Below are 14923 nucleotides of genomic sequence, written 5' to 3'. Positions count from 1 at the left end.
TTCAACTCCTCCTGCTTCGGGTGGCCGTGGCATGCGTGGGGTCCCCGTCGCCCGCGTCGTGGCCGCCGTCCGTGCCCGGCTCCCGCCCGGCGTCCTCGCCGCCGTCGGCGGGCGCGGGGCGCAGGGCGTGCGGGGGCAGGTGCGGCTCCAGTCGTACGAGGGCCAGGCTCCCGAGGAGCACACCGCCGGCCAGCAGCAGCCAGGTGGCGGTCGGGGACAGCGCCAGCAGCGCGGTGAAGAGCGCCGGGGCGGCCGCCTTCGCGACCGACCAGGACATGTAGTAGACCGCCAGGTAGCGGCCGCGCAGGCCGTCGGGGGCCGCGTCGGTGGACAGGGCACCGGAGGAGGGGCTGTGCAGCAGCTCGCCTCCGGTGTACAGAACCGTCGTCAGCAGCAGCCCGGAGACCAGCAGCACACCGGCGTCCACCGCCGACAGCAGCGCGAACCCGAGGAAGGCCGCGGCGAAGACGACTCCGCCCAGGGCCGATACACGGGTGCGGCGGTGCTTGGTGATCCGGGTGTTGACCGGGAGCTGGGCCACCGCGACCAGGACCGTGTTCACCGTGAACAGCAGCCCGGGCAGGGCGGCGGACACGTCCAGGACCTGGGTGGTGTAGACGGGCAGGACGACGCTCAGCGAGGAGTAGCAGAACGCCAGGGGGACGGTGGCCAGCGTCAGCCCCAGGTAGGGGCGGTCGCGCAGGACCGCCCGGTAGCCCCCGGGCCGCGCCTCGGCCGTCCGGCCCGTCCCGCTCGTACGATCCGGCCCGCTCGTGCGGTCCGCCCCCTTCGTCCGGACCGCACGCTCCCGTGCCGCCCGTCCGCGCCCGGACCGCTCGCGGTGCCCGGGGCCGGGCATCCGCAGGGTCGCCACCAGGACCGCGGCCAGGGCGAGTCCGGCGGCGCTGCCGAGGACGACGGCGTGGTAGGCCCAGTCCGCCGCCAGCCCCATGGCCAGGCTGGCGAGCAGTCCGCCCACTCCGAACCCGGCGTTGCGCAGGCTCGATTGGGTGGCGATCATCCGCTGGCGCTCCGCGCCTTCGGCGAGTTCGGAGATCAGCGCCTGGACGGAGGCCTGGAACGAGCGGTCGCCGAGCGCGGCCAGGACGGCGCCGAGGAGCAGCTGCCACCACTGGTGCACGAACGGGTAACTGAGGAACGCCGCGGCGCGGGCGGTGAAGCCCACGGCCACCACGGTGCGGGCGCCCACCCGGTCGACGAGCGCCCCGAAGAGCGGGCTGGCGGCCAGCCCCACCAGCGCCGCGACGGTCAGCCCGGCGCCCACCTGCCCCAGGGGCAGCCCCGCGACGCGGTGGAAGTAGAGCAGGGACACCGGGACGTACATGCCGCCGCCGACCGCCTCGGCCGACATCGCCGCAAGGTAGCGGAACGTGGGATACGCACCCCGCGAACGGGTGGGGCTCACCGGAACTCCTCTTGTCTGCGCGGTGACGGCGCGGCGGCGGCAGTTCAGCGGGCCGGCGTCAGCGCGCCGCCACCGCCGCGAGCACGGTGTCGACCAGCTTCGCCAGCCTGCTCAGGACGGCGGGGTCCTCGATGAGGCCGTCGGGCGTGCGGAGGCTGATCGCGTTGCCCACGGCGACCTCGTCGCACTCCACCGCGGCGGCACCGCTGTTGGCCAGTATCTGACGCACATGCGGCTGTACGTTCGCGCCGCCGGCCTGGCCCGGGGAGGCGCTCAGAACCGCCGTCGGCAGGCCGGTCAGCGGGCTGTCGCCACCGGGGCGGGAGAGCCAGTCCAGCGCGTTCTTCAGCACGCCCGAGGGGTAGCCGTTGTAGGCGGGGGAGCAGACGATCAGGGCGTCGGCACCGGACACCCGGGCGCGGGCCGCCTCCAGGGCCGCGGGCAGGCCCGCGTGCTCCACGTCCTCGTCGAACGGCGGGAAGTCGCGCAGCGGCACGACGGTGGCCTCATGGCCGCCGGCCCCCTCCTCGATGAGCTTCCGCAGCGTGGCGACCACCGCGGAGTTCGACGACTCCGCGCGCAGGCTGCCGGAGAGCAGGGCAATCGTGGCCATTTCTTCAACCCTTCGAATAGCGGCTCCGCACAGACTCGCGGAGCCAATCACGCCGGGGGATTCCCGGACAACAACAGGCCCCAGGATGCCAGCGACTTCGGGGACTCGACGAAGTACCCCGACGGGAATGGCAAGTTCGTGAAGTCGCCGCAGCCGTGGCCGGATCTCCTTGCCACTCCTGAACCGCCCGTGCTTGGCTTCCATTCCGCCGAGCGGCCTGCCGGTCCGCACTCCAGCGAGGCAGTGCTCGCGTACCCCGCATTCACGCGTATCCCGATCGCGATCCCGATCCGGATTCACGCGTATCCCGGAGTCCGCGTCCGCGGCGCACAACAGATCCCTTCCCGAAACCCTCCAGCGGGTGAGACGACCCCCCAACTCCGAATGGCCGCCGATGCCTTGGCTGCGGTGCGCCATGAAAGGAATGCACGGTGTCCAACTGCGATATACGCAAGGTCGGCGGCAGGATCGGCGCGGAGGTGCTCGGCGTCGACCTGAGCAGCGAGCTGTCGGACTCGGTGTGGTCCCAGATCCACGAGGCCTTTCTCCAGTACAAGGTGCTCTTCTTCCGGGACCAGGACATCAGCGACGCGGACCAGCTGGCCTTCGCCGGCCGCTTCGGGCCGCTGACGCAGACCCACCCGATGATGCGCACGGTCGACGGCACCCCGCAGGTCATCCCGATCGACGGCGAGGACCAGCGCGCCAACCACTGGCACTGCGACATCAGCTTCACCCAGGCCCCGTCCCTGGGCACCACTCTGCGCAGCGTCACCCTGCCCCCGTACGGCGGTGACACGCTGGTCGCCAACGGCGCCGCCGGCTACAAGGACCTCCCGGCCGAACTGCGGGAGATCGCCGACAAGCTGTGGGCGGTGCACACCAACCACGCCGAGCAGCCCCGCCTGGGCACCGAGCGCGGCGAGCAGGTGCGCAAGGCGTTCCTGGCCAAGCGGTTCGAGACCGCGCACCCCGTCGTGCGGGTCCACCCCGAATCCGGTGAACCCAGCCTCTTCCTGGGCGGCTTCGCCCAGCGCCTGGTCGGCATGGAGCTGCGCGAGTCCCGGCCCCTCATCGACGTCCTGCAGGCGTATGTGCGCCGCCCGGAGAACACCGCCCGCTGGACCTGGCGCCCCGGCGACGTCCTGATCTTCGACAACCGCAGCACCCAGCACTACGGCGTAGACGACTACGACCACCACAAGCGGGTCCTGCACCGCGTCTCCATCACCGGCGATGTGCCGGTCGGCCTGGACGGCAAGTCCAGCTACGTCATCGAGGAGGGCGAATGACCGCCACCGCACCCGGAACGGGCCAACCGCACCAGGACCCCGCCGCGTTCGCCGGGCGGCTGCGCCGCCGCGAGCGGATGGTCGGCTACTGGATCGCCTGCGACAACCCCACGGGCACCGAGCGCATCGCGGGCCTGGGCTACGACTACATCGGCATCGACGGCCAGCACGGCATCCTGCACCAGGCGGGCTGGCAGTCGGCGCTGATGGCGGTGGACTCCCGGCAGCGCTCCGCGGGCGTCCTGCGCGTCCCCTCCGTCGACCCGATCGCCATCGGCATGGCCCTGGACACCGGGGCCCGCGGGGTGGTCGTCCCGATGGTCGGCACCGCCGAGGAGGCCGCCGTCGCCGCCCGCGCCTGCCGCCACCACCCCAAGGGCACCCGCAGCCTGGGCGGCCCGGTCCGCGGCGAGGTGCGGCTGGGGTCGGTGCCGGACGAGGTCGACGAGGCCGTCGCCTGCATCGTGATGATCGAGACGGCCGCGGCGCTGGAGAACCTGGAGGCGATCTGCGCCACGCCGGAACTGGACGCGGTCTATGTCGGCCCCGCCGACCTGTCCGTGGCCCTGGGGGCCCGTTACTTCGGCGACCCGGACGTGGCGGAGGACCTGGAGGACGCGCTGCGGCGGGTGACCCGGGCGGCCGAGCGCGCGGGCATCGCCTGCGGCATCCACTGCCTGTCCGGTGACGCCGCGGCCCGGCGCCTGGGCGAGAACTTCACCTTCGCCACGGTCTCCAGCGACATCACCCACCTCCAGCAGATCGCTGCCGACCACCTCGACGCCGCGCGGGGCGGAGCCGTCTCCGCCTGAGAGAACGGGGCGGGACCGGCTCCGCCTGAGAGAATTCGACGAAAGTGGGAGCTTTGAATACTGCGACTGCCCCCGCCGCCCCCGGCACCCCCACCGCCGGCCGGATCGTCCGGTCGATGGAAGAGCTGGTCGGCAACACTCCGCTCATGGAGGTCCGGCTGCCGCACGTCCCGGACTCCGTCCGGCTGCTGGCCAAGCTGGAGATGTTCAACCCGCTGCTGAACGTCAAGGACCGCCCGGCGCTGTACATGATGCGCCAGGCGGAGGCCTCCGGGGCGCTGCCCGCACGGGGCGGCACGGTCATCGAGTGCTCCTCCGGCAGCACCGGCATCTCCCTGGCCGCGCTCAGCGCCCGGCGCGGCCACCGCTGCATCATCGTGATGCCGGACAACGCCACCACCGAACGCCGCCAGATCCTGCGGGAGTTCGGCGCCGAGGTCGTCCTCGTCCCGCATCAGGACGGGCTGCCGGCCGCCTGGCGCTTCGCCGAGGAGCTCCAGCGCAGCACCCCCGGCTCCTGGCTCGCCCACCAGGACGAGAACCCGGCCAACTCCCGCGCCCACTACGAGACGACCGGGCCGGAGATCTGGGAGGCCACCGGCGGGCAGGTCGACGTGCTGGTGTGCGGTGTGGGCACCGGCGGCACGCTCACCGGCGTGGCCCGCTACCTCAAGGAGCGCCGGGACGTGCACGTGGTGGCGGTCGAGCCGGCCCGTGCCGCGATCCTCAACGGCGGGGAGCCGGGCCCGCACGGCATTCCCGGCATCGGCGCCGGCTACGTCTCCGAGATCATGGACCTGGACCTGATCGACGAGGCCGTCGCCGTCCCGGACGAGGCCGCCGCCGACACCACCCACGAGGTCAACCGCGCCACCGGCCTGCTGGCCGGCGTCTCCTCGGGCGCCGCCGCGTACGCCTCGCGCCTCGTGGCCCAGCGGGAGCGCTGGGCGGGCTCGACGATCGTCACCGTCTTCCCCGACACCGGCGAGCGCTATCTGTCGCTGTCGGCCGAGTGAAGCCCACGTTTGTCACCGGAACGGATAGCTCATATGTGCCGTATCTTCGGCTACTTCAACGCGACAGCCTCCCCTCACGACCTGCGGACCGCCTCCGCGCTCCAGCGGCACGGAGGCCCGGATGCCAGCGGTTCGGCCCGGGGTGCCGGCTGGGGCATCGGCAACAACCGCCTCGCCATCGTCGACCTGGACGGCGGGCAGCAGCCGTACGACCTCGACGGCGGCCGCATCAGGGTCGTCTTCAACGGCGAGATCTACAACCACGACGCACTCCGCACCCGTCTGCGGGGGCTGGGCCATGCCTTCCCGGACCGCTGTGACGGCGGCATCATCCCGGCCCTGTACGCCGAGTACGGCGCGGACTTCGTCGACCACCTCGACGGTATGTACACCGTCGCCGTGGCGGACCTGCGCGGCGAGCGGCCCCGGCTGCTGCTGGCCACCGACCACATCGGGATGAAGCCGCTGTACTACCGCTGGGACGCGGCGGCCCGTTCGCTGCACTTCTCCTCCGAGCTGCCGGCCCTGCTCGGCTTCGGCGGTGTGTCCGACGGCATCTGGGACGCCGGGCTGGACGCCTACCTGGCCACCAAGACGCCCTTCGGCGAGCAGACGCTCTTCGACGGCGTCCGGGTCCTGCCGCCGTCCACCACCCTGACGTGCGAGCTCGGCGAGACCCCGCGCACCGTGCAACGCCCCCAGCAGCCCGAGGACCACGGCTTCACCAGCGCCGAGGAGGCCGGCGCCCTGGTGCGCGAGCGGCTGCGCGAGGAGGTCGGCCGACTGCTCGTCGCCGATGTGCCGGTCGCCGTGATCACCTCCGGCGGTCTGGACTCCAGCCTGGTGACCTCCCTGGCCGCCGAGCGCGGTCCGGTGGACTCCTTCAACATCGCCTACCGCGGTGACTGGCCCTTCGACGAGCGGCACTTCGCCCGCGAGGCGGCCGAGCGCGCGGGCACCACGCACCACCAGGTCGAGATCGACCCGGCCGGCTTCCCCGACCTGCTGGAGGACGTCGTCTGGCACCTGGGCCAGCCGAACGCCGACCCCATCACCCTGAGCACCTACGCGCTCTTCGCCGCCGTCCGCGACGCGGGCTTCAAGGTCGCGCTGACCGGCGACGCCGCCGACGAGGTCTTCGGCGGATACGGACGGATGCGCGCGGCCGCCGAGGCCGCGGAGGCCGGCCGGCCGTGGTACGGGGAGTACCTGGACGCGCTCGGTGTCCTCCCCGCGCGCCGCCGGCGTTCCCTCTACACCGACGCCTACCGCGCGTTCATCGAGGACGTACCGCCGATCCCCGCCGACGCCCTGGAGCGGCTGCGCGGGGGCGAGGGCACGGTCCTGGAGCGGATCAGCGCGTTCGAGCTCGGCCACCGGCTGCCCGCCTACCACCTGCGCCGGGTGGACCACCTGAGCATGGCCAGTTCCGTCGAGACCCGCCTGCCGTTCTGCCAGCGCGGCGTCATCGGCCCGGGCCGGGCCCTGCCCGACGCGCTGCGCATCCAGGGCGGGCAGGTGAAGCGGACGCTGTACGCGGCCGCCGCCGGACTCGTGCCCGACGCGGTGCTCAGCCGCCCCAAGCAGCCCTTCACCCTGCCCATCACGGCCATGCTGGCACCCGGCACCCGCCTGTGGGAGTACGCCCGGGACATGCTCGCCGCACCGCGGCTGAAGGACGGCGGCCAGCTCGACCCGGCCGCGGTCGCCGCGCTCTTCGCCGCACAGGCCGGCGAGCCCGACGACACCACGTCGCTGACCCTGTGGGCGCTGCTGGTGCACGAGGTGTGGCGGGAGCTGTTCCGCACGCCGGCGCGCCGGCCCCGACCCGCGGCGGTGGCCGCGTGATCGGACACCTCGCGTACGCGACGGGGAGCCCGTGCCCGACGGTCGTGCTCGACGCGCGCCGGCTGTCGGCGGACGAGGAGACACTGCGCCGGGAACTGACCGAGACGCGGCGCTACCTGTCCGCGGCCGGCGGCTCCCACGTCCTGAAGATCGCGCTGGTGCGGCCGTCCGCCCACCCGCTGTTCGACCTCGACTACCGGTTCGTCCAGGCCCTGCCCGAGGGCCCCGACCGCTTCGACTTCCGCGGCTCGTGCGGGCACTCGATCCTGTCCGCCGTCGTCTCGGCCGCGCGGGCCGGGATGCTGCCGACGCCGACGGCGGGCGGCCGGGTGCGGGTCAACGTCCTGAACAACGGCGACAGCGTGGTGTGCGAGGTGGAGGAGACCGGCCTCGACGAGGTGCGGTTCACCGTCTACTTCGTCCAGCCCGTCGGCGTACCGCTGCCGGAGCTCCTGCTGACCGGGGAGCCGTGCACCGAGCTGGCGGCGGACGGCGTCTCCCGTACCGTCTCGCTGGTCTCCACCGGCAACGCCTACACCTTCGTCGACGCCCGGGACCTGGGGATCCGGGACCACACCGAGCTGTTCGCCGCCGGGGACGAGCTGTTCGCGCAGCTGGCGCGGCTCCGTGAGGCCGCGACCGGCCGGCTCGGCTGGTCCCCCGACGGGGTCTTCCCCAAGATCGCGGCGATCCTCCCGGAGGCGTCCGGCCGCATCGCGGCCCGGGCGATCTCGGTGCCCGGCTGGCACCCGACGATCGCCCTGACGGGGGCGGTCTGTCTGGGAGCCGCGACCCGTATCCCCGGCACCGTTCCCTGGCGCGTCGCCGAGGAGGCGGGCCACACCGACGGGCCGCTGGGCATCACCACCCCCGGCGGCCGGACGGCGGTCACCGCCGCCACACACGAGATCGGCGGGCAGCCCTCGCTGGCCTGGGTCGGGGTCGGGCGCAAACACGTCACCCACCAGGGCTCCTTCGTGCTCGAACCGCTCGCCCATCTGCAATTCGAGGAGATTGCCCAATGCCTGGCACTATCAGCGACCTCCGCGTGAGGCCTCAGCTCACCCCGGAACTGCGGGCGAAGCTGCGCGAGTCGGCGGAGCGGACCGCGCTGACCGGTGAGCCCGACCACGAGGTCCTCACCGACTTCCGCAAGTCCGGCCTGACGGCCACGGCCGTCCCGGCCGGGTACGGCGGCGCGGGCGGCGATGCCCGCGAGGTCAACCGCGTCGTCGAGGAGCTGGCGACCGTCAACCCGTCGGTGGCCATCATCGCCTTCCAGCACTTCGCGGTGAGCAGCCGTATCGCCGAGTGGGGCACCGAACAGCAGAAGTCGGAACTGCTGCCGCTGCTGGCCGACGGCACCTACCTGGCCGCTTCGGCGTGGAGCGAGACCGGCGCGGGCGCGGCGAAGCAGAACCTCAGCAGCACCGGCACCCGCCGCGCGGACGGCGGCTGGGAGCTGAACGGCGCCAAGTCCTTCACCACCGGCGCCTCCATAGCCGACCTCTACCTCGTCCTCGTCCAGACCGAGCAGCCCGACGAGGCGGAGCGCCGCGCGTACGGGGCGGCCGGGCAGACCTTCTTCCTGGTCACCGCCGACACCCCGGGCCTGGTGCCGGACCTGAGTCTGGACCTGGCCGGGATGCGCGGCTCGGCCACCGGCTTCGTGTCGATGGAGCGGTGCGTGGTGCCCGACGGGAGCCGGCTGGGCCCCGAGGGCCTGGCGCCGGAGATCATCGCCGGCGTCCGCGACTCGGGCGCCACGCTGGGCGCGGTGGCCGTCGGCGCCGCCCAGGCCGCCTTCGACCTCGCCGTCGACCACGCCGAGCGGCGCGGCCTGACCGACCGTCCGACCGTCCGCCACCGCCTGGTGGACCTGGCGACCCGCCTGGAGTCGGCGCGCGCCGTCGTCGAGCGGGCCGGCGCCCGCACCTCGTCCGACCCCGGCATGACCACCCTGCACAGCAAGCTGTACGCGTCCACGGCGGCCGAGGAGATCTGCCTCGGCGTGGCCCGCATGCTCGGCTCGGCCGGCTATGTGACGCACTCGCGGCTGAACCTGCTGCTGGCCGACGCCCGCGCGGTGGCACTGATGGGACCGACGAACGACCTCGCCCGAGAGCTGGTGGCCCTGACATGGCAGAGCTGAACTCCCCCGTGCCCGAGCCGGAGTTGGTGGTGTCCGGGCGAAAGCTGGTGACCCCGCAGGGGGTCCGCGCGGGCCACGTCCTGGTCTCCGGCGGGCGGATCACCGCCGTCACCGACGAGGACACCGCGGCCCCGTCCGTGCGCCGCGTGGACGCCGGCGACCACTACGTCCTGCCGGGCCTCATCGACTCCCACGTCCACTTCCGCACCCCCGGCCTGACGCACAAGGAGGACTGGGAGCACGGCAGCCGGGCCGCGGTGGCCGGCGGTTTCACCACGGTGATGGACATGCCCAACACCGTGCCGCCGACGCTGACCGAGCAGGCCATGGCCGAGAAGGCGGACCTGGTCAAGGGTCACTCGCTGGCCGACCACGCCTTCCACATCGGTGTGGACCCGCAGAACCCGGAGCGGCTGGCCTCCCTGGACCGCTCGGTCGCCACCAGCGCCAAGCTCTTCATGGCCGGGCACCACACCGCGCCCACCGTCGTGCGCGACCCGGCCGTGCTGGCGCGGGCGTTCGCGGCCGCCGCGGAGGGCGGGGTGCAGCTGGTCCTGCACGCCGAGGACGGCGAGCTGTTCTCCCTCCTCGACGCGTGGTGGGGCGAACCCGGCGCCTATCGCGAGTACGAGGCCCGCAGGCCCCGCAGCGGCGGCATCGCCGCGGTGGCCAAGGTCATCGAGCTGGTACGCCGGTACGGCACCAGGGCCCATATCCTCCACCTGTCCAGCGCGGAGGAGGCCGACCTGGTGTGCGCGGCACAGGCCGCCGGGCTGCCGGTCACCTTCGAAGTCACCGGCCACCACCTGTCGTTCACCGACGAGGACACCCGGCGGCTCGGCGCCCGCACCCGCCTGTCGCCCTCCATCCGGCAGCAGGCGGACCAGGACCGGCTGTGGGAGGCGGTGTACGCGGGCCATCCGGCCACGATCGGCTCCGACCACGCCCCGCACACCGTCGAGGAGAAGACCCGCACGGTCCAGGCGTCCCCGCCCGGCCTGCCCGGCGTGCAGGAGCTGGCGGTCGCGGTGTGGACCGGTATGCGGCGCCGCCGGCCCGAGGAGGACCCGGACACGGCCGCCGCCCGCCTCGTCCGGTACCTGGGCAGCGGCCCCGCCGACCTGTTCGGCCTGCCGGGCAAGGGACGCCTGGAGCCGGGCGCCGACGCAGACCTGGTCCTCTTCGACCCCGACGCCACCTGGATGCTCTCCGCCCACGACGTACGGGCCAAGTGCGGCTGGTCCGCGTACGAGGGCTGGACCATGACCGGCCGTGTCGCGCGCACGCTGCGCGCCGGACACGTCGTCTGGGACGCCGCGACGCAGACCTTCGGCGCCTACGACGGGCGCCGCCTGTCCGCCACCGAGGCCCGCTGACCGCGGCACCGCGCCGGTCACCGTACGGATCACTCGCACGGATCACCCGCGCTGATCCCTGATCCCTGGCCCCTGGTCTCCACTCCTCAACTCCCCCTATCCGCAAGGAGCACACAGATGTCCCCTCAGCGCAGCGCCGTCGTCGCGGGCGGCGGCATCGGCGGGCTCGCCGCCGCGGCCGCCCTGGCCGGCGCCGGAACCGAGGTCACGGTCATCGAGCGCGCCCCGAGCATCAACGACGTCGGCTCGGGTCTGATGCTGTACGCGAACGGCGTACGGGCGGCCGGGGCGATCGGCGCCCGCCTCGGTGAGCGCATCCGCACCGACGGCTGGGTCACCCCGGACGACGCGGTGCGGCTGCTGATGGACTCCACCGGCGCCGTGCTCTCCGAGGAGCCGATCGGCGAGGTCGGCACGCGCCTGGGCGCCCCCCAGATCCCCCTCCTCCGCACCGCCCTGCAGAACGCGCTCTTCGACGAGGCGGCCGCCGCCGGAGCGACGGTGCTGCTGGACACCGCGGTCGAGGACTACACCGCCGACGACGCGTCCGTGAGCGTGCGCCTGTCGGACGGGACCACCCGCACCGCCGACCTCCTCATCGCGGCCGACGGCATCAAGTCGGCGGTACGGCAGCGCATGCTGGGCGACGGCCCGCCGCGGTACCGCGGCTACACCTCCGTGCGCGGCCGCACGACCGGCTCCGCGCTCTATCCCCAGCCGTTCGTCGCCAACGGCCGCGGTATCCAGCTCTTCGTCGCCCCGGTCGGCAACGGCACCCTGTACTGGGCGGCGAAGATCACCGCGGAGGCCGGGGAGTGGCCCGCCATGGGCCGCGAGACGGCGCTGCGCACGCTGCTGGAGCGGCTCGCCGACTGGCACGCCCCCTTCGCCGGCCTGATCCGCGAGGCCGACCCGGACGATGTCGCCGTCACCGACATCCACGACCGCGACCCGGCCCCGTACTGGACGGACGGCCGCGTCGCCCTGCTCGGCGACGCCGCCCACCCGATGGTCCCGGCTCTGGGCCAGGGCGCGAACATGGCCCTGGAGGACGCGGTGGTCCTGGCCGCCGCCCTGCGCGCCCACCCGGGCCCGGACGAGGTGCCCGCCGCCCTGAAGGCGTACGAGCGGGCGCGCATCGAGCGCGCCTCCGCCGTCGTGCTCCACTCGCGCCGCCAGGGCTCGCTCGACCAGGGCGCCAGCCAGGCCGAGGAGCGCGCCCGCAACGACTTCATGAAGTCCCACGGCCGCAAGGACGAGGCGATCCTCGATGTCGTCGCCTGGACGCCCGAGGACATCCGCCTGGACGACGCCGTTGCCGGCAACTCCCCTCTGCTCGCCGCCGGATAGCACCCCCAGCCCACACCGTAAGGAAGGTCGCCGGACCCGTGCCCACCCCACACACCGTGCTGATCAGCGGTTCACTCCGCGCCGGATCGACATCGGACCGCGTCGCCCTCTGGTGCGCCGAGCAACTCCAGGAAAGAGGAACCACCACCCGGACCTTCACCGGCGGTGAGATCGACTTCCCGTTCTACCGCCCCGGCATGTCCGCGACCCACCCCGCCCTGCGGGACTTCCTCGACGAACTCGGCCGCGCCGACGGTGTCGTCCTGGTCTCCCCCACCTACCACGGCACGGTCTCCGGCCTGCTGAAGAACGCCCTGGACTACATCAACGACCTCGACGGCCCACGGCCCTTCCTGGACGGCCGCACCGTCGGCTGCGTCGCGGTCGGCGCCGGCACCCAGGGCACCGCCTCCACCCTGGCCACCCTGCGCACGATCAGCCACGCGCTGCGTGCCTGGCCCACCCCGCTGGGCGTCGTCATCCCGCACGCCAACGCCCTGCTGCCGGGCGATCTGCCGGCCGACCCGGAGCACCGCGAACGCATGCTCGCGATGCTCGGCCAGGTCCTCACCCTGGCCTCGGCCCCGGCCCCGGTCCCGGCCCCGGCAGCCCTGTAACCCGCCGGACACCACCGGCGATTCCCCCACCCCACGACCACCACGATCACGACCACGACCACGACGGAGCACTCCATGACCACCGCCCAGCCCTTCGCCATCGGCCCCATCTGGCGCGACTCCAACGTCCGCTCCGGCCCCTCCCTGGACAGCCCCGTCCAGCAGCTCCTCCTGCCCGACGGCACCACCGGCTACGACGCCGTGGCCTGGACCACGGGCGACGAGGTCGTCGAGGGCGAGAACCCCAAGGGCGTGATCGTCAGCGACATCTGGTTCGAGCTGACCACCGGCGGCTGGTGCAGCGCCGTCAACTTCGACCAGGAGACCGTCGCACGCGTCCTCGGCCGCTCCTGATCCCCTCCCTTTCCCCCCGCATCACCCCCCCACCAGCCCGCAGAACCAAGGAGCCGCACATGGGCATCGACTCCCCCCGCCGGTCCGGCCCGGATACGCCGGCCGTGGCAATCCTGGGCACCGGTTCCTACCTGCCCTCCCACGTGGTGACCAACGACGAGATCGGCGCGCCGGCCGGCGTGGACGACGAGTGGATCACGCGCAAGACGGGCATCCGCGAACGGCGCTTCGCGAAGGGCGACGAGGCCACCTCCGACATGGCGGTCATGGCGGCCCGCAACGCGCTGGAGGACGCGGGCATACGCGCCGCGCAGCTCTCCCAGATCATCGTCGCGACGTCCACCCCCGACTCCCCGCAGCCGGCCACGGCGGCGCACGTGGCGCACCACCTCGACGCACCCCCCACCGCCGCCGCCTTCGACGTCAACGCCGTCTGTGCCGGCTTCACTTACGCGCTCGCCATGGCCCATCGCATGGCGGCCGCCGACGGCGGCCACGCGCTCGTCATCGGCGCCGACATGTACAGCCGGTACACCGACCCCGCCGACCGCCGGACCCGGGTACTCCTCGGCGACGGGGCGGGCGCCGTCGTCATCGGACCGTCCCCGGGCCCGGGACGGGTGGTGGCCACGCGGCTGCTGAACTTCAGCGAGGGCCTGGACCTGGTGAAGGTCCCGGCGGGCGGCACCCGGCTGGGCACCTCGCACGCCACCCTCGACGACCGGCTGCACTACTTCGCCATGGACGGCCGCGGGGTCGTGGACATCGTCCGCGCGAAGCTGCCGGGCCTGCTGTCCGACTTCCTCGACGAGGCCGGGGTGTCCAAGGAGGACATCGCGCACCTCGTTCCGCATCAGGGCAACGGCATGATGCTGCGCACCCTGGAGCAGGACCTGGCCCTCCCCCGGGCCCGTATGCACACCACGGTGGCCGTCTACGGGAACACCGGCGCCGCGTCGATCCCCGTCACGCTGGACGACGCGGCGCGAACGGGGGCCCTGCGGGACGGCGGAAAGGTCCTCCTCGCCGCCTTCGGCGGTGGATTCACCTTCGGATTGGTCCTGATCGACTGGTGAGCCCCCACCGCCCGGGGCGCGGACCCAGATCGCGAGAGCAGCGGACAAGCAGCGGAAGAGCAGCAGAAGAACCGAAGAAGAGCGAAGAAGAGCGAAGAACGGCGAAGAGTGAAGAACAGCAGGGAGCAACGGGAGACATGACCGCAGTCAATGTGGACGCCTACCTGGAGCGGATCGGGGCCGAGCGCCCCGGGAAGGCCGACCTGGAGGCCCTGGCGTACTTGCAGGAACGGCACTTGAGGTCCGTCCCCTTCGAGACGTTCGACTTCAATCTCGGCGTGCCGGTCAGGATCGGCGAGGGCGCGGTGGAGAAGATCGTCGACCGGCGCCGGGGCGGCGGCTGCTACGAGCTCAACACCTCGTTCGCCGCGCTCCTGACGGCACTCGGCTACAAGGTGAGCCTGCTGGCAGGGCGCAGCCTGCACAACGGCCAGGAGTCGCGGCTGGGCGCCTTCTTCGGGCACATGATGCTGCGGGTGGAGATCGACGGCGAGTTCTGGCTCGTCGACGTCGGCTTCCGCTGGGCGAGCTGGGCTCCGCTGCGGTTCGCCGAGCGCGGGCCGCAGGAGGACGCGAACGGCGTGTACCGCCTCGCCGATACGCCCGACGGCGATGTGGAGGTCGTGCACGACGGGGTCCACCGGGTCCGGCTGGAGACCCGGGTGCGCGACATCAGCGACTTCCTTCCGACCATGTGGTGGTTCTGCACCTCCGCGGACTCGCCGGTCACCGGCGGCACCATCTGGGCCTCGCTCGTCCGGCCGGAGGGCCGCGCCTCCCTGCTGGATCGCACGCTCACCCGCTACGAGAACGGCGAGCGGATCAAGGAGGTGCTCGACGACGAGGCGTTCCCCGCCGCCGTCGAGCGGTGGTTCGGCATCGTGCTGGACCAGCTGCCCGAGCTGCCCCCGATGCCGGCGGCCACCGCTTCCCGAGCTTCCTGAACGTCGAGTTCTCTGAACGTCGACCTTCCTGAAAACGTCGAGCTTCC

14 protein-coding genes are annotated in these 14923 nt (G+C 73.0%); 12 read left to right on the top strand and 2 right to left on the bottom strand.

The genetic code is table 11. The annotated features are described in order from the left end of the window. Window position 1: 1 nt before the first annotated feature. Both ACFY12_RS16920 and ACFY12_RS16915 read right to left on the bottom strand, forming a co-directional pair. A complete protein-coding gene (locus tag ACFY12_RS16920) occupies window positions 2-1426 on the bottom strand; it encodes an MFS transporter (protein ID WP_390716543.1) in 1425 nt (474 codons plus the stop codon). 58 nt (window positions 1427-1484) lie between these two features. Beyond that, window positions 1485-2039 carry an NADPH-dependent FMN reductase gene (locus ACFY12_RS16915; RefSeq protein ID WP_390716542.1) on the bottom strand — a complete coding sequence of 185 codons (555 nt, stop codon included), beginning with the start codon at window positions 2037-2039 and terminating at the stop codon, window positions 1485-1487. 431 nt (window positions 2040-2470) lie between these two features. On the opposite strand from ACFY12_RS16915, the gene ACFY12_RS16910 reads away from it, so the two are divergent. The 12 genes from ACFY12_RS16910 (at window position 2471) to ACFY12_RS16855 (ending at window position 14876) form a co-directional block, all read left to right on the top strand. Then, window positions 2471-3331, top strand: coding sequence for a TauD/TfdA dioxygenase family protein (locus ACFY12_RS16910; protein ID WP_390716541.1), 861 nt, complete (start codon window positions 2471-2473; stop codon window positions 3329-3331). Further along, complete coding sequence (locus ACFY12_RS16905) at window positions 3328-4143, top strand: HpcH/HpaI aldolase/citrate lyase family protein (RefSeq protein ID WP_390716540.1); 816 nt, start codon at window positions 3328-3330, stop codon at window positions 4141-4143. The genes ACFY12_RS16910 and ACFY12_RS16905 overlap by 4 nt, the downstream gene beginning before the upstream one ends. A 116-nt stretch (window positions 4144-4259) precedes the next feature. Then, the gene (locus ACFY12_RS16900; protein WP_390716811.1) at window positions 4260-5159 is read left to right on the top strand and encodes a PLP-dependent cysteine synthase family protein; all 900 of its coding nucleotides are present in this window, start codon (window positions 4260-4262) and stop codon (window positions 5157-5159) included. Window positions 5160-5192: 33 nt separating this feature from the next. Further along, window positions 5193-7007 carry an asparagine synthase (glutamine-hydrolyzing) gene (asnB, locus tag ACFY12_RS16895; protein ID WP_390716539.1) on the top strand — a complete coding sequence of 605 codons (1815 nt, stop codon included), beginning with the start codon at window positions 5193-5195 and terminating at the stop codon, window positions 7005-7007. After that, window positions 7004-8059 carry a PrpF domain-containing protein gene (locus ACFY12_RS16890; RefSeq protein WP_390716538.1) on the top strand — a complete coding sequence of 352 codons (1056 nt, stop codon included), beginning with the start codon at window positions 7004-7006 and terminating at the stop codon, window positions 8057-8059. The genes asnB and ACFY12_RS16890 overlap by 4 nt, the downstream gene beginning before the upstream one ends. Continuing rightward, on the top strand, window positions 8029-9159 hold the full coding sequence (locus ACFY12_RS16885) for an acyl-CoA dehydrogenase family protein (RefSeq protein WP_390716537.1): 1131 nt from the start codon (window positions 8029-8031) through the stop codon (window positions 9157-9159). Before ACFY12_RS16890 ends, ACFY12_RS16885 begins: the two co-directional genes overlap by 31 nt. Continuing rightward, entirely contained in the window at window positions 9147-10535 is a 1389-nt protein-coding gene (locus ACFY12_RS16880; protein ID WP_390716536.1) for a dihydroorotase family protein, read from the top strand. Before ACFY12_RS16885 ends, ACFY12_RS16880 begins: the two co-directional genes overlap by 13 nt. Window positions 10536-10652: 117 nt before the next feature. Next, complete coding sequence (locus ACFY12_RS16875; protein WP_390716535.1) at window positions 10653-11885, top strand: FAD-dependent oxidoreductase; 1233 nt, start codon at window positions 10653-10655, stop codon at window positions 11883-11885. 38 nt (window positions 11886-11923) lie between these two features. Beyond that, on the top strand, window positions 11924-12502 hold the full coding sequence (locus ACFY12_RS16870; RefSeq protein WP_390716534.1) for an NADPH-dependent FMN reductase: 579 nt from the start codon (window positions 11924-11926) through the stop codon (window positions 12500-12502). Between the two features lie 75 nt (window positions 12503-12577). Further along, window positions 12578-12856, top strand: a complete 279-nt coding sequence (locus ACFY12_RS16865; protein ID WP_390716533.1) for a hypothetical protein — start codon at window positions 12578-12580, stop codon at window positions 12854-12856. A gap of 59 nt (window positions 12857-12915) precedes the next feature. Continuing rightward, window positions 12916-13932 carry a 3-oxoacyl-ACP synthase III family protein gene (locus tag ACFY12_RS16860; protein WP_390716532.1) on the top strand — a complete coding sequence of 339 codons (1017 nt, stop codon included), beginning with the start codon at window positions 12916-12918 and terminating at the stop codon, window positions 13930-13932. A 137-nt stretch (window positions 13933-14069) separates the two neighbouring features. Next, window positions 14070-14876 carry an arylamine N-acetyltransferase gene (locus ACFY12_RS16855; RefSeq protein WP_390716531.1) on the top strand — a complete coding sequence of 269 codons (807 nt, stop codon included), beginning with the start codon at window positions 14070-14072 and terminating at the stop codon, window positions 14874-14876. The last annotated feature ends 47 nt before the right edge of the window (window positions 14877-14923 follow it).

Origin of the sequence: Streptomyces sp. NPDC001339, assembly GCF_042895955.1 — a bacterium.
Lineage (GTDB): Bacteria > Actinomycetota > Actinomycetes > Streptomycetales > Streptomycetaceae > Streptomyces.
This window is presented reverse-complemented; position numbering and strand designations above follow the sequence as displayed.